This window comes from Arthrobacter sp. 2762, assembly GCF_040548745.1.
Taxonomy (GTDB): Bacteria; Actinomycetota; Actinomycetes; order Actinomycetales; family Micrococcaceae; genus Arthrobacter.
This window is the reverse complement of the sequence record NZ_JBEPSI010000013.1, coordinates 1-20,370: the sequence shown is the minus strand read 5'-3', so window position 1 is coordinate 20,370 and position 20,370 is coordinate 1. Positions and strand designations below refer to the sequence as shown.

Sequence of the window (20,370 nt, the reverse complement as noted above, 5' to 3'; positions counted from 1 at the left end):
TTACGGGCCGGCCCGGTCCAAGGGTTCCGCATTTTGTCGGGGGCAGGACGGTAGACTGTCGTGGTGACTTCCAGCAATGATTCGTTCGTCCACCTGCACACCCACACCGAATACTCCATGCTGGATGGAGCGGCCCGGCTCGGTGAGCTGTTCGATGAAACCGAACGCCTGGGGATGCCCGCGCTGGCCACCACTGATCACGGCTACCTCTTTGGTGCCTTCGATTTTTGGCGCAAGGCCACCGACAAGGGCATCAAGCCGATCATCGGCGTAGAAGCCTACGTAACCCCTGGTACGGCCCGGGGTGACAAGGAACGTGTCCGCTGGGGAGATGAGAGTCAGCGCAAGGACGACGTCTCAGGTGGTGGTTCCTACACCCACATGACGCTCCTGAGCTACAACAACGTGGGCATGCGGAACCTGTTCCGGGCTTCGTCCATTGCTTCATTGGATTCCGTCTTTGGCAAGTGGCCCCGCCTGGACCGGGAATTGCTCAATACGTACTCCGAGGGGCTCATTGCCACCACCGGCTGCCCGTCCGGTGAAGTCCAGACCCGCCTTCGGCTTGGCCAGTACCGTGAAGCGCTGGAGGCCGCGGCAGAGTTCAGGGACATCTTTGGCGCGGAGAACTATTTCTGCGAGCTGATGGACCATGGCCTGGACATTGAACGCCGCGTCACTGGGGACCTCCTGCGCCTGGCCAAGGACCTGAATCTTCCCCTGGTAGCCACGAACGACCTCCACTACACGCACGAGCACGATGCCAAGGCGCACGAGGCACTGCTGGCCATTCAGTCCGGTTCCACGCTCCTTGAGCCCACGTACGATAATGGCGGATCCAGGTTTGCCTTCTCCGGCAGCGGCTACTACCTGAAATCCCCGCAGGAAATGCGTGAGCTTTTCCGTGATCACCCGGATGCCTGCGATAACACGCTGCTCATTGCAGAGCGCTGTGAGGTGTCCTTCAACACCGACGCCAACTACATGCCGCGCTTCCCTTGTCCTCCCGGTGAGGACGAAACCTCCTGGCTGGTCAAGGAAGTGGACAAGGGGCTGGCCTACCGCTATCCGCAGGGCGTGCCGGACAAGGTGCGCAAGCAGGCTGACTACGAACTCGGCGTCATCACTTCCATGGGCTTCCCAGGGTACTTCCTGGTGGTCGCCGACTTCATTAACTGGGCCAAGAACAACGGGATCCGCGTTGGTCCGGGGCGTGGTTCCGGTGCAGGCTCCATGGTGGCCTACGCCATGCGTATTACTGACCTTGATCCGCTCCAGCACGGCCTGATCTTCGAACGCTTCCTCAACCCGGACCGTGTCTCGATGCCCGACTTCGATGTCGACTTCGATGATCGCCGCCGCTCCGAGGTGATTGACTATGTCACCAGGAAGTACGGCGACGAGCGCGTGGCGATGATCGTCACGTATGGAACCATCAAAACCAAGCAGGCGCTCAAGGACTCCTCCCGTGTGCTTGGCTACCCGTTCAGCATGGGCGAGCAGCTGACCAAGGCCCTTCCGCCCGCCGTGATGGCCAAGGACATTCCCTTGGCCGATATTCAGAACCCGGAATCCAAGCGCTACAGCGAAGCTGGAGATTTCCGCCAGCTGATCGCCACCGATCCCGAGGCCGCCAAAGTCTTTGAGACTGCGCTGGGTATTGAGGGACTGAAGCGCCAGTGGGGTGTTCACGCGGCCGGCGTCATCATGTCCTCCGATCCCATCATTGATGTCATTCCTGTCATGCGCCGTTTCCAGGACGGCCAGGTCATCACCCAGTTCGATTACCCGACGTCCGAAGGCCTCGGCCTGATCAAGATGGACTTCCTGGGCCTCCGAAACCTGACGATCATTTCGGATGCCCTGGAAAACATCAAGATGAACCGCGGCGTTGACCTGGACCTGGAAAACCTGGAACTCGACGACGCTGCGTCCTACGAGCTCCTGGCGCGCGGTGACACCCTGGGTGTGTTCCAGCTCGATGGTGGACCCATGCGGTCACTCCTCAAGCTCATGAAGCCTGACAACTTTGAAGACATCTCGGCCGTCCTGGCGCTATATCGCCCTGGACCCATGGGCGCCAACGCCCACACCGACTACGCCCTGCGCAAAAACGGGATACAGGAAGTAATTCCGATCCACCCGGAGTTGGAAGAACCGCTCAAGGAAATCCTGGGCGGGACATTCGGCCTGATCGTGTACCAGGAACAGGTTATGGCGGTGGCGCAGAAGCTTGCCGGCTACTCGTTGGGCCAAGCGGACATCCTGCGCCGTGCCATGGGCAAGAAGAAGAAGTCGGAGCTGGACAAGCAGTTCGCCGGCTTCTCCCAAGGCATGCAGGACAACGGCTACTCCATGGCCGCCGTCAAGACGCTCTGGGACATTCTGCTTCCGTTCTCCGACTACGCTTTCAACAAAGCGCACTCGGCCGCTTACGGGGTCATTTCTTACTGGACTGCCTACTTGAAGGCGCACTATGCGCCCGAGTACATGGCTGCCCTGCTCACGTCCGTCGGTGATGACAAGGACAAGTCCGCTATCTACCTCAACGAGTGCCGCCGGATGGGCATCACCGTTCTTCCGCCGGATGTCAATGAATCCTCGTTGAACTTCACTCCTGTGGGAACGGACATCCGCTTCGGCATGGGGGCCATCCGAAACGTCGGCGTGAACGTGGTGGAAGCCATGGTCTCTGCGCGGACCACGGAAGGCAGCTACACATCCTTCAAGGACTTCCTGATGAAGGTCCCTGCAGTTGTCTGCAACAAGCGCACCATCGAATCCTTGATCAAGGCTGGTGCCTTCGACTCACTGGGACACCATCGCCGTGCTTTGGCCATGATCCACGAAGAGGCCATCGACTCCGTCATCACCCTCAAGCGCAACGAGGCAATCGGCCAGTTCGATCTCTTCGCCGGCTTCGAGGATCAGGAACCTGAGGCTTCGCTGACCACAGAAATTCCGGACCTCCCGGAATGGGAGAAGAAGGACAAGCTGTCCTTCGAGCGCGACATGCTGGGTCTCTATGTTTCGGACCACCCCTTGCAGGGCTTGGAAGGCGTCCTCAGCCAGCATGCGGAGCAGTCCATTACGTCGATCATCGCCGAGGACGGACCGCACGACGGCGCGATAGTCACCATCGCGGGCATGATCACCTCGTTGAGCCGCAGGATTGCCAAGGCCAGTGGCAACGCCTACGCCCGCGCGGAAATTGAAGACCTGGGCGGCTCCATGGAGGTCATGTTCTTCGGCCAGGTGTACGGGCCCATCGCCTCCGTTCTGGCTGAAGACCTGATCGTGGTGGTCAAGGGTCGCCTGCAGCGCAGGGACGATGGAGCCGTGACGCTGAACTGCATGGAACTATCGGTACCGGATCTCAGTGAGAGCGTGAACGGGCCGGTGGTGATCACCATTCCAACGTTCAAGGCCACCGAGGCAGTGGTTACTGACCTCCGGGATGTGCTGCGGACACATCGGGGCAACTCCGAGGTCCGGCTCAAGCTCATGGGGGACACCAAAGTTGAGGTCATGGGGCTTCCGGTGCACATGCGGGTCAACCCCAGCCCATCGCTCTTTGGCGACCTGAAAGTCCTGTTGGGTCCGGCCTGCCTGGATAATTAGCGCACTGGAAGGCCGGAATCCTGGAGAAGGCTAGATTTCGTAGTCCAGCGGCCTCGGCTGGCTGTAGCCGCCACCGTGATAGAGCAGGGGAGCGCCGTCGTCGCCCACCTGGCCATCCACGACCTCCACGACCACCACAGCGTTGTTTTCAAACGACAACCGCATTTGGATCTTTCCCACCAGCCAACCTGCGACGTCCTTGAGGATGGGGACATCGTACGGACCTGGCTCCCAGTGGTCTCCTTCGAAACGGTCCCGCGTCTTGGCGAAGCGATCTGCCAGCGCCTGGTTCTCCAGTCCGAGCATGTGCACGCCAATGTAGTTGGCATTGGCGATGGCGGGCCAGGAACTTGAGCTTCGGGCCATGTTGAAGGTGAAACGTGGCGGTTCGGCGGACAAGGATGCAACGGAAGTGGCAGTGAAGCCGAAGGGCTTGCCATTCAGGTTGGCTGTGATGATGGCCACCCCGGCGGCATGGCGGCGAAACATTTCCCTGAACGTCTTTTCGAAGCCGGATAGTTCGCTTGCCACGTTGATGAATCTCCTGGAACTGGGGTCGGGGGCGTCTTCCTCTCAGGGTATTCCTCCCTGTGCCCCACTTCTCCATTTTAATGAGCACACGTGAACCTTTGTTAATGTGAGTTCCATGACTGAGCCCACTGTGCACGTTCCCGCGGAAGTCCAGCCCGACGCCGCAACTCGCTGGCGTTCGCGGGACGCCCTGTGGCTTGTCCTGCCTGCGGCGGCGGGGGTAGTCATAGGCATTCTTTGGTGGATCCTGGCGCCGGGCGGGGGAAACCTGGTATCGGGCAACCCCGAACTGGCAAATCCTGCAAACCCTGATTCGTGGTTGCCGCGCGACTTGGTCCTTGCCGGGCTGATGTTGGTGGCAGGGTGTGTCACCGGTCTCATGCTCGACGGAAAGCTCCAGGGGACTGGGATCGGCAGGCGGTTGGCGTTGGCGCTGGCAGGGGGCGCGGCCGGCGCAGCGGTTGCCTGGGTGGTGGGCTTGCTTGCAGCGCAGCTATGGGGTCCCGCTCCGGACCCTTCCCTGGGTGCGGACTACGGTTTCACCCTTCGCTCCTACGCTGTCCTCGTCTTGTGGCCCGGCGCTATCGCCTTCGTGACGTTCGTACTTGCGCTGTTCGGGGTTCTTTCCAGGAAGCCCGTAAAATAGCCGGGTGACCACTTCTTCGGATACCTCCGCCCCTGCCGCTGCGTCCTTGAATTTCCGCAGTATCGATTTCCGCGGCCGCCACCTCTCGCTGGCTGAGCTGCGCGCTGCGGTACCCAGGGCGAAGCATCAGACGGTGGCAGATGCGGAGCAGAGGGTGCTGGACATTATGGGAGCCGTCCGCAGCCGCGGTTTTGCCGCTCTGACTGAACTTGCAAGGAACTTCGACGGCGTTGAACAGTCCCACCCGCGCGTACCGGCGGAGGCACTGGCCAAGGCCCTGGCTGACATTGATCCCACTGTCCGCGCCGCGCTGGAAGAGTCGATCAGCCGGGCCAGGCAGTTCGCCGATCAGCAGCGTCCAGCCAATGTTGACGTCGCTTTGGCTGATGGCGCGGTTGTCAGCCAGAACTGGATTCCCGTGGGGCGTGTTGGGCTGTATGTCCCGGGTGGCCTCGCGCCCCTGGCCTCCTCCGTGATCATGAACGTTGTTCCGGCCGTTGCTGCAGGTGTCGAATCCATCGCCCTGGCTTCGCCGCCTCAAAAGGACTTCGGCGGCCTCCCGCACCCAACCATCCTGGCGGCGGCAGCGCTGCTGGGAATCGATGAGGTCTACGCAATTGGCGGTGCCCAGGCAATCATTTCGTTTGCCTACGGCATCCCCGGTTCGGAGGGAGTACCTCCTATTGAGCCTGTGGATCTCGTCACGGGGCCTGGCAATATCTTCGTCGCCACTGCCAAGAGGCTGGTGAAGGGAGTCGTTGGCATCGATTCCGAGGCAGGAACTACCGAGATCGCTATCCTGGCCGATGCCACTGCCCAGCCCGCGCTGGTGGCTGCGGATCTCATCAGCCAGGCCGAGCACGATCCCAAGGCCGCCTCTGTCCTGGTGACGGACTCCGCTGACTTGGCGGACGCCGTCGTGGGTGAATTGGCACGCCAAGCAGCCGCCACGAAGCACAGCGCACGCGTCCTTGAGGCACTCTCGGGTCCGCAATCGGGTGTAGTGCTGGTGGATGACCTGGAACAGGGGATTGCGGTGTGCAATGCCTACGCCGCTGAGCACCTTGAGATCATGACGGCGGACGCACCGGCGGTGGCGGCGCGGATCCGCAACGCAGGCGCCATTTTCGTGGGGGACTACAGTCCCGTGAGCCTTGGCGATTATTGTGCAGGGTCCAATCACGTGCTTCCCACCAGCGGTACCGCTGCCTTCTCCTCGGGGCTGAACGTCACCACCTTCCTGCGCGCAGTGCAGGTCATCAATTACAACCGTGCGGCTCTGGAGCAGGTGAGTGGCCACATCGTGAGTTTGGCTGGGGCCGAGGATCTTCCAGGCCATGGGGATGCGGTCAGGATCCGCTTCAGCGGGCGAAGCTGACATCGAAACCACCACACGCTGAACGGGACCTGACCACAACATATACGGGTCAACACCACTACATGTAGTAATTACAAGCTTGTCATTACAGTGTCATGGAACGTAAACTGGTGCCGGAAGAGAATCTTCCGGCACCTTTGCGTTTTCGGCACCCTGCCGGAAGAACGCGGGCCGGAGCTGATCAGGGGAGGCCCAGCGTGTACTGTCCGTTCTGCCGGAATCCTGACTCGCGCGTCGTTGACAGCCGCATGGCCGACGACGGAACTTCCATCCGGCGCCGCCGGCAATGCCCTGAGTGCGGGCGACGCTTCACCACGGTGGAAACCACCAGTCTGTCCGTCATCAAGCGTTCAGGAGTCGGGGAGCCGTTCAGCCGCATCAAAGTCATCAGCGGTGTGCGGAAAGCGTGCCAAGGCCGCCCTGTCACCGAAGACGATCTCGCCATGCTGGCGCAGGAAGTCGAGGAGAACATCCGCTCTTCGGGTGCCGCTGAAATCGACGCCCACGAAGTAGGCCTGGCCATTCTCGGTCCGTTGCGGAAACTGGATGAGGTGGCGTACCTGCGGTTCGCGAGCGTCTATCAAGCATTTGAGTCGCTCGAAGACTTCGAATCCGCAATATCCTTGCTACGGCATGAGGCACAGGCCCACGCCAAAGCCGGGACGCAAGCCAAAGCCGGGGCCAAGGAAGCTAAAGGCTCCGAGAGAAGCCAGCTCTAGCGGCCGCCGGATACGGGGAGGACTGCTCCAGTAATGTAGCCGGCCTCGCCGGACATTAGCCACATCACAGCCGCTGCCACCTCTTCAGGTTCAGCGCCCCGGCCCATGGGAATGGTCGGATTGAGCCTCTCGACGCGGTCGGGCATTCCTGCAGCTGCGTGAAGCCCGGTGTTGGTGCTGCCGGGAGCTACGGCGTTGACACGAATGCCCTGCTTTGCCACTTCCGCTGCCAGGCCCACGGTCAAAACGTCCACGGCACCTTTCGACGCCGCATAGTGAACCCATGTCCCGGGGGAACCGGCCTTTGTTGCTGTCGAGGAAATGTTGATGATGGAACCACCCGAACCGCCGTGGTCGATAGATAGTCTTCGGACTGCTTCCTGGCACATGAAGATCAAGCCGGCGACGTTCACATCCATGACGCGCTGCACTGTCTCTGCAGGCACGTCGGCCAGCGTTCCAATCAGATTGCCCGTAATGGCCGCATTGTTGATGACCGCTGTTACCGGACCCCAGGCTGCGGCTGCGTCGAACAGACGCCCGACGTCGGCGGGCTGGCTGACGTCGCCCTGCACGGCCACCGCCTTGCCCCCTTGTGCCTGGATGTCCTTGACCACCGCATCAGCACCCTCGGCATCCAGGGAGTAGTTGACCACGACGCCATAGCCGGAACGTGCCGCCGCGTTTGCAACTGCCGCTCCAATTCCGCGGCTGGCGCCCGTTACGATCGCGATTCCAGCTATGGCGTCGTTGTCCACAGTCACTTCGCGGCTACTTGGCGAGTTTGTGGTGCAAGGCGACCTCAAGGGCGGCGCCCACGATGCCGGCGTCGTTCTTCAACTTGGCGGTGACTATGTTGGTGCGCAATTGCAGGTGCGGGAAGTATTCATCCGAGCGCTTGGAGATGCCGCCGCCGATAATGAAAAGTTCGGGGGAGAACAGGAACTCGACGTGCTGCAGGTAGCGGTTGAGCAGGACGCCGTATTCGTCCCAGCTCAAGCCATCGCGTTCGCGGGCCACGGCTGAAGCCTTGGTTTCGGCGTCGAATCCGTCCACCTCAAGGTGGCCGAGCTCGGCGTTGGGAACCAATTGACCGTTGAAGATGAAGGCGGAGCCGATTCCGGTGCCAAGCGTGATGACCAGGACGGTGCCGTCCACGCCCTCGCCTGCGCCATAGCGGGCCTCTGCGAGACCTGCGGCGTCGGCATCGTTGATGACTTCGACGGGACGGCCCAGTCGTTCAGTAAACTTCTTGTCGATGTCGGTGCCCAGCCAGGACTTGTCCACATTTGCGGCAGAGTTGACCACGCCGTGCTGGATGATGCCCGGGAACGTGACACCCACGGGGGAATCCGCGGCAGGGGCGTCGGGGCGGCTGGAAAGTTCTTCGACGATCTCTGCCACAACTTCGGCAACTGCTTCGGGGGTGGCCGGCTGCGGCGTGGGAACCCGGAAGCGTTCGCCGATCAACTTGCCCTTCTTGAGGTCGACGATGCCGCCTTTGATGCCCGTGCCGCCGATGTCGATTCCGATCAGCGGAGCGTTCTTGTGGGTCTTCTCATCCTTCTTGGACAATGCAATTCCGATCATGGCAGGAGGGGTGGGCATGGCGCAGCCGCCCGGGGCTGCGATGGACCTTCCGGAAAGCTAGGGAAGGGTCAGGATTTCCGCGCCGGTCTCGGTGACCAGCAGGGTGTGCTCGAATTGGGCCGTGCGCTTGTGGTCCCTGGTAACAACGGTCCAGTCGTCGGACCACATATCCCATTCGATCGTGCCAAGGGTCAGCATGGGTTCGATGGTGAAGACCATGCCTGCCTCGATCACGGTGTTGTACGCCGGGGCTGCGTCGTAATGCGGAATGATGAGGCCTGTGTGGAACGCCTCACCAACACCGTGGCCAGTGAAATCCCGCACCACGCCATAGCCGAAGCGCTTGGCGTAGGACTGGATCGCGCGGCCGATTACGTTGATTTCGCGGCCCGGGGCCACGGCCTTGATGGCCCGGTTGAGCGACTCCTGCGTACGCTCAACCAGCAAACGGGATTCCTCGTCCACGTCGCCAACCAGGAAAGTGTAATTCGTATCTCCATGCACTCCGCCGATGAATGCGGTGATGTCAATGTTCAGGATGTCCCCATCCTGAACCACCGTGGAATCGGGGATGCCGTGGCAGATAACTTCATTGAGGGAAGAGCAGAGGGACTTCGGGAAGCCCCGGTAGCCCAGCGTGGATGGGTAGGCATTGTGGTCCACAAGGAACTCATGGCCAATCTTGTCCAACTGGTCCGTCGTCACGCCAGGCTGGATGTGCTTGCCAACTTCAACGATGGCCTGGGCAGCAATCCTGCTGGCGATACGGATCTTCTCGATGGTCTCCGCTGACTTCACTTCGGAGCCGGTGAACTTGCTGGGTGCCTTCTTGCCGACGTACTCGGGGCGGGGGATCGACGCCGGGACGGGCCGTTCAGGGCTGATGATTCCCGGAGTGAGCGTGCCGATGGGTGCGGTCGAAGCAAGAGAAGGCATAGATTGATCATATAAGGCACACAAGAGACGCAAGTAACAAAGCGCGGCTGGGCCCACGTGACTGACGCCAACGTTACGCGTTTGAGGGCAAACGGGACGAGGAGGAGACGTGACGGAGTACTGGTACAACGTCAAGACGCATGAGATCGAAGAGGACGCCATGTCCGATTGGACACAGCTGATTGGCCCTTACAAGACCAGGGAAGAAGCCGAGCACGCGCTGGAAAAGGTCAAGCAACGCAACGATGCCTGGGACGCCCAGGACGACGACTAGCTGTACTGGCACGCCCAGGACATAGCTAGAAGGAATGCTCAGGTCCGGGGAATTCCCCGGACCTGACGTCCTCTCCAAAGGCCGCGGCGGCGTCAGTGAGCGTGGTGCGAAGGTCTGCATACTGCTTGACGAACTTCGCCATCTTGCCCCCTCTCAGTCCAGCCATGTCTTGCCAGACCAGCACTTGGCCGGTGGTGCTCTTGCCCGCTCCGATGCCTACGGTCGGTACGCGCAACGCGGCATCGACGGCAGCAGCAGTATCCGCGGGCACCATTTCCATGAGGACGCTGAAGGCGCCTGCGTCCTGCAAGGCCACTGCGTCCTCGATCAGCCGCTGGGCGTCATCGCCCCTGCCCTGGACCCGGTAGCCACCCAGGGAATGTTCACTTTGGGGAGTGAACCCAATGTGGGCCATGACAGGAATGCCTGCCTGGACCATGGCCTTCACAGTCTCTGCATAGTAGGCAGAGCCTTCGATCTTGACGGCGTGGGCCAATCCTTCCTTGAGGAAACGGACACCTGTGGCGACTGCCTGCTCGGTTGAAACCTCGTAGCTGCCAAATGGCAGGTCCGCCAGGACGAGGGCGCGCTTGGCTGAACGGCTTACCGCCCGGCACAGGGGCAGCAGCTCGTCCACGGTGACCGGAAGGCTGGTCTCATTGCCGAAGACGTTGTTCGAGGCGGAGTCGCCCACCAGGAGTACTTCGATGCCTGCTTGGTCGAAGATCTCGGCGGTGTATTGCTCGTAGGCGGTGAGCATGGCGAAGTGCTCGCCGTTGTCCTTGGCCTGCTGAAGGTGATGAATGCGCACCCTGCTGACCTGCTTCTTGGCGCCCCCTGGCGGTGCCTGGACTGACGCCGCGGGGCCGGTGCCATACGGCGCGGGGACTTCGGCGGGCGTGGTGGACTCAGGAAGGTTGCTTGGGGCCATGGATAGAGCCTAAGCCGTGCCGACGACGCCTGCCAGCAGTGTGCCAAGGGTCACTGTTTGTAAACGCTGTGTTACGCGCAGCTACTGCGGCGGCATTCCCACCGAATGCTTAGTAGAGTGAAGTCTGAGCTGCCGTGGCTTCAATGATGGGAACTGCGGCATGGACACCGAACCGGAAAAGAGGCCCTATGGACCGCCAGCAAGAGTTCGTTCTGCGGACGATCGAGGAGCGTGACGTGCGCTTCGTACGCTTGTGGTTCACCGACGTCGTGGGTTCGCTGAAGTCCGTGGCACTTGCGCCGGCTGAAGTCGAAGGTGCCTTCGAAGAGGGCCTGGGATTCGATGGCTCGGCGATCGAGGGCCTCGCGCGGGTTTTTGAGTCGGACATGCTGGCACAGCCGGACCCCTCAACCTTCCAGATCCTGCCTTGGCGCGGTGAGACCGAGCAAACGTCCAGGATGTTCTGCGACATTCTGACACCGGACGGCGAGCCGTCAGCAGCGGATCCCCGCAACGTCCTTAAGCGGACCCTTGCCAAGGCCGCCGATATGGGTTTCACCTGCTACACGCACCCCGAAATCGAGTTTTACCTGCTGAAGTCAAAGGAGCTTGGCCCCAACGGTGCGCCGGTCCCGGTTGATGAAGGCGGCTACTTCGACCATGTCCCCGGTGGTGTTGCGCAGGACTTCCGGCGTACCGCGGTGACCATGCTGGAATCGGTGGGTATCTCGGTGGAGTTCAGCCACCACGAGGGCGGCCCGGGCCAGAACGAGATTGACCTGCGTTACGCGGATGCCCTGCAGACTGCGGACAACATCATGACCTTCCGCACGGTCATCAAGGAAGTTGCCCTGCAGCAGGGCACGTATGCCACGTTCATGCCGAAGCCGTTTACGGACCACCCCGGCTCCGGAATGCACACGCACTTCTCGCTCTTCGAGGGCGATACCAACGCATTCTTTGAAGCCGGCGCGGAGTTCCAGCTGTCCAAGACGGCCCGCCAATTCATCGCCGGCATCCTCAAGCACGCTCCCGAATTCACGGCGGTCACCAACCAGTTCGTCAACTCCTATAAGCGGCTCTGGGGCGGCGGTGAAGCACCGAGCTATCTGAGCTGGGGCCACAACAACCGCTCCGCTCTGGTGCGCGTGCCGTTGTACAAGCCCGGCAAGGGCCAGTCGGCGCGCATCGAGTACCGCGGCATCGACTCCGCAACCAACCCGTACCTGGCCTATGCCGTCCTTTTGGGTGCCGGTTTGAAGGGTATCGAGGAAGGCTACGAACTTCCGGCAGCTGCCGAAGATGACGTTTGGTCGCTGACCACGGCAGAACGCAAAGCCATGGGCCACGCTCCGCTGCCGGCCAGCCTCCACGATGCCATCCGTGCCATGGAGGAATCGGAACTGGTGGCCCAGATCCTGGGTGAGCAGGTCTTCGAACACTTCCTGCGCAACAAGCGCGCGGAATGGCAGGACTACCGCCTCCAGGTCACGCCGTACGAGCTGCAGCGCAACCTCGGCATTCTGTAGGCAGGGCCAATGAGCCTTGCACGTCGGCTCATCTCAGCCGGATTCAGTGACCTGGAAAAGGGCGAGCGTTTTCTTGCTGCCCCGGAACTGGAAGGCATCGAACAGGATGCCCTGTTCGCTGGGCTCTCCTTGGCGGCGAGCCCGGATACCGCGTTGCAATCACTCGTCCGGCTGATTGAGAAGAACCCCGGCCTCAAGAAGTTGGCGGGCGCTGACCCGGACACGAGCGAATCCCTGTACCGGCTGTTGGGGGCATCGGAGGCGCTGGGTGAATTCCTCATGCGCAGGCCGGAGCATCTGGATGTTTTTGACGCCCGGGTCAGCCCGGAGCCACTCCCGGCATCAAGCGAAGAGCTCAGGTCCCTGCTTCTTCGTTCGGTTAAGGCAGAGCCAGGCGCGCAGCGTCCAGTGGCTGGGTTGACGGGGCTTCCGGCGTACGCGGCCTTGCGGACGGCGTACCGCCGTGGGCTAACAGAGCTTGCCATCAAGGACCTCTGTGCTGCGTCGCCGCAGGACTTCATGCCCGCCGTGGGTGCAGAGCTCGCCGATCTCGCTGGTGCCGCCATCGAAGCTGCCCTTGCCGTTTCCCGGGCCGAGGCGGCCGCCCAGTTCGACGCCTCGGAGGTGGCCGACGTCGGACTCGCAGTCATTGGCATGGGCAAGTGTGGTGCCCGCGAACTTAACTACATTTCCGACGTCGACGTCATTTACGTCATCGAGGCAGAGGACTTGGACGACGCCCGCGCCGCGACCATCGGGACCGCCCTGGCGTCCGGCATCTCGCGGGCGATTTCCTCATCCGCGCCTGAGCCGGGTTTGTGGGAAGTGGACCCCAACCTTCGCCCGGAAGGAAAATCCGGGCCGTTGGTGCGGACCCTCCCCTCACACCTGAGCTATTACGCCCGATGGGCCGAGAGCTGGGAATTCCAGGCGTTGTTGAAGGCCCGAACCATTGCCGGTGACCGGGAACTGGGGCAGCGCTATGAAAAGGCCGTGGAGCCACTAGTGTGGGCGTCCGCCGGCCGTGATGGCTTCGTCGAATCCGTCCAGGCCATGAGGCGCCGGGTCACGGACTACATTCCGGCCGCCGAGGAACAGCGGCAGATCAAACTTGGGCGTGGCGGGCTGCGCGACGTCGAATTCACTGTGCAGTTGTTGCAGCTGGTTCACGGCAAATCGGACGAGTCGCTTCGCTGCCGCGACACCACCTCGGCCATCGCGGCATTGTCCGTCGGCGGCTACATCGGACGTGCCGATGCAGCTGGTTTCGACAACGCGTATCGCTATCTTCGGCTTCTGGAGCACCGGATTCAGTTGTTCCAGTTGCGCCGAACCCACCTCATGCCAGTGGCGGAGGATGCCCAGCGGGTGCTGGCGAAGGCTGTCCTGGGGCCTTTCTCGCTTGAACGCCCCCATCCTGACCAGCTGATGGCCACCTGGCAGAAGACCAAGCGGTCCGTTCGGGAACTGCACGAGCGTATTTTCTACCGGCCGCTGCTCAACACCGCGGCGAAACTCAGCAGCGAAGATGCCAAACTGAGCCCGGAAGCAGCCCAGGGCCGTCTTGCCGCCCTCGGCTACCTCGACCCCAAGGGCGCAATGCGTCACATTGAGGCGCTGACTGCCGGTGTAAGCCGACGTGCGGCACTGCAGCGGCAGCTGTTGCCCATTCTTCTTGGCTGGCTTGCCGAAGGGGTGGATCCTGACGCCGGGCTCCTTGCCTTCCGAAGGGTCAGCGAAGCATTGGGCACCACGCACTGGTATTTGGGGATGCTTCGTGATTCCCAGGCGGCAGCCGAACGCCTTTGCCAGGTACTTGCCAATTCCCGGCTCATTTCGGACCTCCTGGAAGTCTCACCGGAGTCCGTGGCGTGGCTTGGCAGCGACAAGGACCTGGCTCCCATCCCCTTTGAGGCGCAATGGCAGGAAATCCGGTCCAAATTGTCCCGGCACCCGGATCCCGAGAGTGCCATGCGCCTCATCCGGTTGATCCGGCGCCGGGAGATTCTGCGGACCGCGATTGCCGATAGTGCCGGTTTGCTTGACCAGGACGCCGTGGGACTGGCGTTGGCCGAAACAGACCGGGCGGCCGTGCTCGGAGCCCTGCATGTGGCCGAAGCCATCGCTACCCAGTCTGATCCCCTGAAAACCGAGGTTCTGGTGGTGGCGATGGGCCGCCAGGGTGGCCGTGAGATCGGCTACGGCTCAGACGCCGACGTCGTGTACGTTCATCGTGCCCGGCCTGGATTCACCGATGAGGAAGCGCAGGAGCAGGCGACGGCGATAGTCGCCAAGGTCTCCAGCCTCCTTACCCAACCGCTCAAGCCCGCCATCATGGCAGAGCGGGTCTTGATGGTGGACGCAGACCTGCGGCCCGAAGGCAAGAACGGCGCCATGGTCCGGTCTTTGGAGTCCTACGCCGAGTACTACCGCCGGTGGTCACTGATATGGGAAGCGCAGGCGCTGCTGCGGGCGCGTCCCATGGCCGGTTCAGACGTCCTGGCAGTGGACTTCCTTCAGCTTATTGATCCCATCCGCTACCCCGCTGAGCTCTCCGAACAGGATGTCAGGGAAATCAGGCGCATCAAGGCGCGCGTGGAATCGGAGCGGCTGCCTCGTGGCGCTGATCCGGCCCGGCACGTGAAGCTTGGCCGCGGTGGATTGAGCGATGTTGAATGGCTTGTCCAGCTCATCCAGCTGCAGCATGCGGGCAAGCAGCCTGCATTGCGCACTACGTCCACGTTGGAGGCACTTGCCGCGGCCGAGACCCTTGGGCTTGTTGACAAGGACGACGCCGGACTCTTACGGGAGGCATGGAAGCTCGCCAGCCGTATCCGCTCGGCAAACGTCATCGTGACAGGCCGGGCCTCGGATGTACTTCCATCGTCGCGGAGGGACCTTGAAGCTGTGGCGCGTTGGTGCGGCTACGCGCCCGGGGCCGCAGGACAGTTCGAGGAGGACTACCTGCGCCTTAGCCGCCGTGCCCGGGCTGTCTTCGAAAAAGAGTTCTACGGTAACTGAGGCCGGCTGGTGATGAGTATCTGGCTTATTCCGCTCAAGCTGCTGGACGATGACGCGCGCGCCATTCAGTTGGGGGCGGTGGCGGAAATGGCGGTGGAGCAAGCGCAGCGTGATTTTGTGGGAGACCCCCTGCGCATGATGCTCATCAGCCTGGAAGAGGAGTCCCGGTTGCCCTATGTGATTGAGTCCGAAGGGGTGGGGGTGGGAGTGCTGACCCTCCAAACCGGGGCCGCGAGCCTTGCGGGGTGGCCGAACGACGATTCGGCGTGGCTTCTCAGGGGATTCCTTATCGACTCGAAATGCCAGGGGCGGGGCCTCGGGACGCTGGCCGCGGGGGCTGCGATAGACGAGGCCCGCAAACTGACGGTCAGGCGGGGTGGCGGCCAGGCCGGCGTCGTGCTTTCTGTCAATGAGCGCAACCCTGCGGCCATTGGAGCCTATGCAAAAGCTGGCTTTGTGGACGCTGGCCGCTACCTTGGTGGCAACTCCGGCCCTCAACGCATCATGTACAAGGCCTTTGACGATGCCCGCGTTTCGCCCTCGGGGGGAAGTGCGGTCAACCATAGTTGACGACCTCCATGGCGTCAACTATGGTTGACGCCATGGAGGTGGACAGAATGAAAACACTTGTTGGGTCGATGGATGGCATGGGGCCCGCGGAGGCGCTGTATGCCGTAGCTGAACTTCACAAGGAAGTTGGCAGGGCTGAGGCTTCCCTTGTACGCGCAGCCAGGCAGTCCGGTTTGTCGTGGGAGGCAATCGCACTTTGCCTCGGCGTGACCAAGCAGGCGGTACATAAAAAGTACGGGAAGCAGTAGGACCAGTCCGGCCGACCAGCGCCGGGGATCCCTTGGGGTCTGTTCGTCCGGGCATGGTGTCCCTTAGGATTCTCGCGTGACAGTCAGGCGGGATTCGGAGGGGGCACCCTTCTCAGATGCGTCGTGCTTCCGGTGTGAGCAGGCGGGGCCGCACTGGTCTTCCCGGCATGGCCGCGGCGACGTCTATGCGTGCCGGCGCTGCTTCGCCACTTTTACAGACGCCGAGTGGCGGCAAGATGATGGGGGAGCGCAGGGGCTTTTCGAAACCAAGTAGTTGGCTGTGCCGCAAGGGTAAAAAACGAGTACACACTACTCGTGCCCTGACCTGCCTCTGGTAGGCACCATATTTGCTATGACAACCTATGTGATTGAACAAGCGGCACTGGTTCACCGCTGTCAGTGCTGCGGTGAAGAAACCGATCGGGTGTTTTGCGCGGACTGCGCCGCCCCACAGCAACCCGGTGAAGTCCCAAAAACCAGGCACTAAAGACCAAAGGCAAGGTGCTGGTTCGTCCGTTGGAAAGCCTTATAGACTCGGTTCCGTAACTACTCTCGATGCTTAGGAGAAGTACATGGAATACAACGGAAGTTCGTTTGAGAAGGCTATGCCTGCTGGAGAGTTGGATCGGCGTCACGTGGGTCAATCCATTAGCTTTCAGCCCAACGATTTCACGGTTGTCTTCGGGACGATCGCGGGCATCGCAAGAACTGAGGCGCTTGTATATTTGTCGCTCGATGGCGTCTCCGGCGGCACGCATTTGAAGGACGAGTACGATCTCCCGATCGATCAGCACGTCTACCTTCAATTGGATCCCCTGAGCACTGCGGAAAAGGGTCTTGCGGATGCCGCGAAGGCCGTCAGGGAGAAGCTGGACGAGTTCGGAAAAAACATCCGGGACCGTGATCAGGGCAAGGAATCCGAATAGATCGAAGTTCGCCACAGCCTAACGGCTCTTGCAGACTAGGGCGGCAGCGACAGCAAAAAGAAAGGCCGGCAACAGGTACAAACCTGTTGCCGGCCTTTCTTAACCGGGAACCTCGGTGGGTTCTGTGCAGACTAAACGTGGTTTAGCCGCCGGTGTTGCTAGACGCCGTAGTAGAGCTCGAACTCATACGGGTTCGGGCGCAGTGACAGCGGGCGAATCTCATTCTCGTACTTGTATTCAATCCAAGTATCGATCAGGTCCTGGGTGAAGACACCGCCAGCTTGCAGGAACTCGTTGTCCTCGCGCAGGGCCTCGAGGGCTTCTTCCAGGGAACCCGGAGCCTTGGGGATGTCCTTGGCTTCCTCGGCCGGGAGCTCGTAGAGGTCCTTGTCGATGGGAGCCGGGGGCTCGATGCGGTTGCGGATGCCGTCAATGCCAGCCATCAGCTGGGCAGCGAAGGCCAGGTACGGGTTGGACGAGGGGTCCGGAGCGCGGAATTCGATGCGCTTGGCCTTCGGGTTGGAGCCCGTGATCGGGATACGGATACCAGCGGAGCGGTTGCCCTGCGAGTACACCATGTTGACCGGAGCTTCGAATCCCTTGACCAGGCGGCGGTACGAGTTGACCGTCGGGTTGGTGAATGCGAGGACTGCCGAGGAGTGCTTCAGCAGGCCGCCGATGTACCAGCGGGCGGTGTCGGAGAGGCCAGCGTAGCCCTTTTCGTCGTAGAACAGCGGGTCGCCGTTGCTCCAGAGCGACTGGTGGCAGTGCATGCCCGAGCCGTTGTCACCGAAGACCGGCTTCGGCATGAAGGTTACGGACTTGCCCCATGCGTCTGCAGTGTTCTTGATGACGTACTTGAACTTCTGGAGGTCGTCAGCAGCTGCAGTCAGCGTGGTGAACTTGTAGTTGATCTCTGCCTGGCCGGCGGAGCCAACTTCGTGGTGGGAGCGCTCGACCTCGAGGCCGGCCTTGTCCAGTTCAACGCACATGGCGTCGCGGAGGTCAGCCTGCTTGTCGGTAGGGGAAACCGGGAAGTAACCGCCCTTGACGGGGGTCTTGTAGCCGAGGTTTCCGCCCTCTTCCTTGCGGCCGGTGTTCCAGTGGGCTTCTTCAGAGTCGATCTTGTAGAAGCTGCCCTGCGGGGAGGACTGGTACTGGATGTTGTCGAAGACGAAGAACTCGGCCTCGGGGGCAAAGAAAGCCGTGTCCGCGATACCGGTGGAAGCCAGGTACGCTTCAGCCTTCTCCGCTACGCCACGGGGGTCGCGGTGGTAGGGGTCGCCCGTACGGGGGTTCACGATGGAGAAGTTCAGCGCAAGCGTCTTCTCAATGCGGAATGTGTCGATGAAAGCCGAGGTCACATCCGGGATGAGCTGCATGTCGGACTCAGCGATGCCCTGGAAGCCGCGGATGGAAGATCCGTCGAAGAGCTGACCGTTCACGAAGAAGTCGAGGTCTACGCTCTTCGCCGGCACGTTGAAGTGCTGCTGGACGCCCGGAAGGTCGGTGAAGCGGATATCGACGAATTTGACGTCTTCGTCTTTGATGAACTTGAGGACTTCGTCCGCAGTCTTGAACATCTATGCTCCTTATGCATATCAAGTAACAGGCCCGGAAGGCCGCGTGGGCCAGCCCATGCCGGAGGCCCGGAGACACAAAAAATTCCCCTTGCCGCGGTGGCTAGCAACTCATACCACCTTAGGGAGATGGGATTTCCCGGGAGTGTCAGTATTGTTTCGGGCAGGTTACAGAATGATCTGTTGTGTAAACGGTAGTCTGCTTTCCGGTGTCAGGTCCACGCGGGTCCAGTGGGCGAACACTTTGGCGCCATATATGCGCTGGTGCAGGCACGAAAGGCGGCCTTCGCCGTCGGACTGTCCGTCCGCCAGCCGTTAGGCTTGGAGGGTGGTTGATCGAAAAGACATAGGCTCCTGGCTGAGCGGGCCGGACACGTCCGGCATCTCCAAATACCCGGGTGAGCGACTCGGCCTTCCTGAGGCCGGACCAGGCTCGATGGCACGTGCTGGGCGACGAATCCTGGGCATCGTGATCGACTGGACCATTGCACTGGTCATTAGCAACTTCGCATTTGGCGGCAACCAGTGGGCAACGCTCGCAATTTTTGCCGCGGAGCAGATTCTCCTGATCGGCACTCTTGGCTACAGCATCGGCCACAGGATTGCCGGCATTCATGTGGTCCGCTTGGGGGGAGGTCCCGCCGGCCCCCTGGCCGCTGTGGTGCGTACCTTGCTCCTCTGCCTGGTTATCCCTGCCGTCATCTTTGATCCGGATCAGCGTGGACTTCACGATAAAGCCATGAACACCATCCTCATTCGGATGTAGCGTCTTCAGTCCTCACCGGTTGGAACCAACCCCATAGCAAGCAAGCACAAATAAAAAAGCATGGACCAATAAAAACCGCCCCTGCCTCGAAGGAGACAGGGGCGGTTTTTCGTATGGGCAATCAAGCACCTACGGACAATCAGCGTCCGCGTGCAGCTTTGCGGTCCGGGCGGGCCTTGTAGGGATCGATGCCCTTGGGGATCGGCAGGCGGGTACCAAGGGAGTTGATGCGCTTGGACACAGCGTTGACCTCCACCTTGGTGAGTTCGTTCTTCATCTTGCCCATGGTCTTGGCGAGTTTGTTCAAAGGCACCTGGCCCTCGCCGCGACCGGATTCCAGGACGTGGATGGTGACGTTGGGCAGGATGCGCGTGAGGCGCTTGCGCTCGGCTTCCACCAACGGCTTGACGCGATGCGTGGGACCTTCACTGACCAAAACGACGCCGGGACGACCAATTGCCATGAATACGGCGTCCTGAGTGCGGGGGTTAACCGCGACAGGCTGGTCCTGCGTGACCCAGCCGCGACGTAGAGTACCCAAGGCCGCGCCGGAAGCACCAGGCTGGTTTTCGATCTGCGCGAAGGCAGCCTTCTCTGCGCGACGGGAGAGGATGAAAACGGCGGCCAGGAGACCCAGCGGAATACCGATAATGAGGCCGGTAACCCAGTTTTCCAGGAGGTAGCCGACGAGGAAGGCCACGGCAACTACCGCCAGGAATGCCAGCAGCATGATCCACACAACCTGGGGATCATTGCGCCGCGTCATCTTGAAGACTTCAGCGATCTGCTTCAGCTGGCTCGGCTTCTTGGCCTTGGCTTCCTTGGGCTTGCGCTGGAACAGCCCACGCTTGGGGGCGTCGGCCGAGGGGGTCGATTTGCTGGAATCAGAGGAATTCGCCATAGTGCCTTAATTCTACGTGATGGACGCCGAAGGACCGGACGCCATTACGCTTGGCATCCGGCCCTTCGGTATTGCTTCATGGTATTGCTGTGAAGTGTTTGCCGACCAGGGTTTAGGCGTGGGCGGCGAGGATGGTGGAGGCTTCCTGGCGGGTGGTGCCGGAGGACTCGATGTGGGCCAGGGCGGCGGGGATTTCCCAGCCC

The 20,370-nt window shown here is 61.4% G+C and carries 18 protein-coding genes; 11 read left to right on the top strand and 7 right to left on the bottom strand.

Features of this window, described 5'->3' with window-relative positions; translation table 11 throughout:
- The first annotated feature begins 63 nt into the window (after positions 1 to 63).
- Positions 64 to 3,621 carry a DNA polymerase III subunit alpha gene (gene dnaE, locus ABIE18_RS19910; RefSeq protein WP_499724278.1) on the top strand — a complete coding sequence of 1,186 codons (3,558 nt, stop codon included), beginning with the start codon at positions 64 to 66 and terminating at the stop codon, positions 3,619 to 3,621.
- 30 nt (positions 3,622 to 3,651) lie between these two features.
- Here the strand turns inward: dnaE and ABIE18_RS19905 are convergent, their stop codons facing one another.
- Positions 3,652 to 4,152 (bottom strand): flavin reductase family protein, encoded by a 501-nt coding sequence (locus tag ABIE18_RS19905; protein WP_416418636.1) that lies wholly within the window; start codon positions 4,150 to 4,152, stop codon positions 3,652 to 3,654.
- A 115-nt stretch (positions 4,153 to 4,267) separates the two neighbouring features.
- Here ABIE18_RS19905 and ABIE18_RS19900 point away from each other — a divergent pair, with 115 nt between their 5' ends.
- The 3 genes from ABIE18_RS19900 to nrdR all read left to right on the top strand — a co-directional run bounded on the left by ABIE18_RS19900 (position 4,268) and on the right by nrdR (position 6,895).
- On the top strand, positions 4,268 to 4,798 hold the full coding sequence (locus ABIE18_RS19900) for a hypothetical protein (RefSeq protein ID WP_499724277.1): 531 nt from the start codon (positions 4,268 to 4,270) through the stop codon (positions 4,796 to 4,798).
- 4 nt (positions 4,799 to 4,802) lie between these two features.
- Positions 4,803 to 6,176, top strand: a complete 1,374-nt coding sequence (hisD, locus tag ABIE18_RS19895; RefSeq protein ID WP_499724276.1) for a histidinol dehydrogenase — start codon at positions 4,803 to 4,805, stop codon at positions 6,174 to 6,176.
- A gap of 197 nt (positions 6,177 to 6,373) precedes the next feature.
- Positions 6,374 to 6,895: a transcriptional regulator NrdR gene (gene nrdR / locus ABIE18_RS19890; protein ID WP_499724275.1), complete on the top strand. Its 522-nt coding sequence runs from the start codon at positions 6,374 to 6,376 to the stop codon at positions 6,893 to 6,895.
- Here nrdR and ABIE18_RS19885 read toward each other — a convergent pair.
- The 3 genes from ABIE18_RS19885 to map form a co-directional block, all read right to left on the bottom strand.
- A complete protein-coding gene (locus ABIE18_RS19885; RefSeq protein WP_499724274.1) occupies positions 6,892 to 7,659 on the bottom strand; it encodes an SDR family oxidoreductase in 768 nt (255 codons plus the stop codon). The two genes, nrdR and ABIE18_RS19885, sit on opposite strands and share 4 nt — an antisense overlap.
- A 7-nt stretch (positions 7,660 to 7,666) precedes the next feature.
- Complete coding sequence (gene ppgK / locus ABIE18_RS19880) at positions 7,667 to 8,470, bottom strand: polyphosphate--glucose phosphotransferase (RefSeq protein ID WP_275959816.1); 804 nt, start codon at positions 8,468 to 8,470, stop codon at positions 7,667 to 7,669.
- A 72-nt stretch (positions 8,471 to 8,542) separates the two neighbouring features.
- Complete coding sequence (gene map / locus ABIE18_RS19875) at positions 8,543 to 9,421, bottom strand: type I methionyl aminopeptidase (RefSeq protein WP_216922995.1); 879 nt, start codon at positions 9,419 to 9,421, stop codon at positions 8,543 to 8,545.
- Positions 9,422 to 9,530: 109 nt separating this feature from the next.
- On the opposite strand from map, the gene ABIE18_RS19870 reads away from it, so the two are divergent.
- Entirely contained in the window at positions 9,531 to 9,695 is a 165-nt protein-coding gene (locus tag ABIE18_RS19870) for an SPOR domain-containing protein (protein WP_216922998.1), read from the top strand.
- Between the two features lie 25 nt (positions 9,696 to 9,720).
- Here ABIE18_RS19870 and panB read toward each other — a convergent pair whose 3' ends face one another.
- Entirely contained in the window at positions 9,721 to 10,626 is a 906-nt protein-coding gene (gene panB, locus ABIE18_RS19865; RefSeq protein ID WP_499724273.1) for a 3-methyl-2-oxobutanoate hydroxymethyltransferase, read from the bottom strand.
- A gap of 188 nt (positions 10,627 to 10,814) precedes the next feature.
- Between panB and ABIE18_RS19860 the strand changes: the two genes are divergently transcribed.
- The 5 genes from ABIE18_RS19860 to ABIE18_RS19840 all read left to right on the top strand — a co-directional run bounded on the left by ABIE18_RS19860 (position 10,815) and on the right by ABIE18_RS19840 (position 16,920).
- Positions 10,815 to 12,155 (top strand): glutamine synthetase family protein, encoded by a 1,341-nt coding sequence (locus ABIE18_RS19860; RefSeq protein ID WP_477516540.1) that lies wholly within the window; start codon positions 10,815 to 10,817, stop codon positions 12,153 to 12,155.
- Positions 12,156 to 12,164: 9 nt separating this feature from the next.
- Positions 12,165 to 15,176, top strand: coding sequence for a bifunctional [glutamine synthetase] adenylyltransferase/[glutamine synthetase]-adenylyl-L-tyrosine phosphorylase (locus ABIE18_RS19855; RefSeq protein WP_499724272.1), 3,012 nt, complete (start codon positions 12,165 to 12,167; stop codon positions 15,174 to 15,176).
- Between the two features lie 12 nt (positions 15,177 to 15,188).
- Positions 15,189 to 15,746, top strand: a complete 558-nt coding sequence (locus tag ABIE18_RS19850) for a GNAT family N-acetyltransferase (protein WP_499724271.1) — start codon at positions 15,189 to 15,191, stop codon at positions 15,744 to 15,746.
- Between the two features lie 32 nt (positions 15,747 to 15,778).
- Positions 15,779 to 15,994 (top strand): AsnC family protein, encoded by a 216-nt coding sequence (locus ABIE18_RS19845; RefSeq protein WP_431120185.1) that lies wholly within the window; start codon positions 15,779 to 15,781, stop codon positions 15,992 to 15,994.
- Between the two features lie 572 nt (positions 15,995 to 16,566).
- Positions 16,567 to 16,920 carry a hypothetical protein gene (locus ABIE18_RS19840; RefSeq protein WP_499724270.1) on the top strand — a complete coding sequence of 118 codons (354 nt, stop codon included), beginning with the start codon at positions 16,567 to 16,569 and terminating at the stop codon, positions 16,918 to 16,920.
- Positions 16,921 to 17,078: 158 nt separating this feature from the next.
- Here the strand turns inward: ABIE18_RS19840 and glnA are convergent, their stop codons facing one another.
- Positions 17,079 to 18,503 (bottom strand): type I glutamate--ammonia ligase, encoded by a 1,425-nt coding sequence (gene glnA, locus ABIE18_RS19835; protein WP_216923010.1) that lies wholly within the window; start codon positions 18,501 to 18,503, stop codon positions 17,079 to 17,081.
- A gap of 325 nt (positions 18,504 to 18,828) precedes the next feature.
- Here glnA and ABIE18_RS19830 point away from each other — a divergent pair, with 325 nt between their 5' ends.
- The gene (locus ABIE18_RS19830; protein WP_499724269.1) at positions 18,829 to 19,266 is read left to right on the top strand and encodes an RDD family protein; all 438 of its coding nucleotides are present in this window, start codon (positions 18,829 to 18,831) and stop codon (positions 19,264 to 19,266) included.
- Positions 19,267 to 19,405: 139 nt separating this feature from the next.
- Here the strand turns inward: ABIE18_RS19830 and ABIE18_RS19825 are convergent, their stop codons facing one another.
- Positions 19,406 to 20,167, bottom strand: coding sequence for a DUF4191 domain-containing protein (locus ABIE18_RS19825; RefSeq protein ID WP_431119694.1), 762 nt, complete (start codon positions 20,165 to 20,167; stop codon positions 19,406 to 19,408).
- Positions 20,168 to 20,370: the final 203 nt, after the last annotated feature.

Coding starts and splice junctions, on each gene's coding strand:
- map (WP_216922995.1), bottom strand. CDS start 9,421: ATGCCTTCTCTTGCTTCGACCGCACCCATCGGCACGCTCACTCCGGGA.
- ABIE18_RS19845 (WP_431120185.1), top strand. CDS start 15,779: ATGGAGGTGGACAGAATGAAAACACTTGTTGGGTCGATGGATGGCATG.
- ABIE18_RS19825 (WP_431119694.1), bottom strand. CDS start 20,167: ATGGCGAATTCCTCTGATTCCAGCAAATCGACCCCCTCGGCCGACGCC.
- ABIE18_RS19855 (WP_499724272.1), top strand. CDS start 12,165: ATGAGCCTTGCACGTCGGCTCATCTCAGCCGGATTCAGTGACCTGGAA.
- panB (WP_499724273.1), bottom strand. CDS start 10,626: ATGGCCCCAAGCAACCTTCCTGAGTCCACCACGCCCGCCGAAGTCCCC.
- ABIE18_RS19840 (WP_499724270.1), top strand. CDS start 16,567: ATGGAATACAACGGAAGTTCGTTTGAGAAGGCTATGCCTGCTGGAGAG.
- ABIE18_RS19860 (WP_477516540.1), top strand. CDS start 10,815: ATGGACCGCCAGCAAGAGTTCGTTCTGCGGACGATCGAGGAGCGTGAC.
- ABIE18_RS19900 (WP_499724277.1), top strand. CDS start 4,268: ATGACTGAGCCCACTGTGCACGTTCCCGCGGAAGTCCAGCCCGACGCC.
- glnA (WP_216923010.1), bottom strand. CDS start 18,503: ATGTTCAAGACTGCGGACGAAGTCCTCAAGTTCATCAAAGACGAAGAC.
- ABIE18_RS19850 (WP_499724271.1), top strand. CDS start 15,189: ATGAGTATCTGGCTTATTCCGCTCAAGCTGCTGGACGATGACGCGCGC.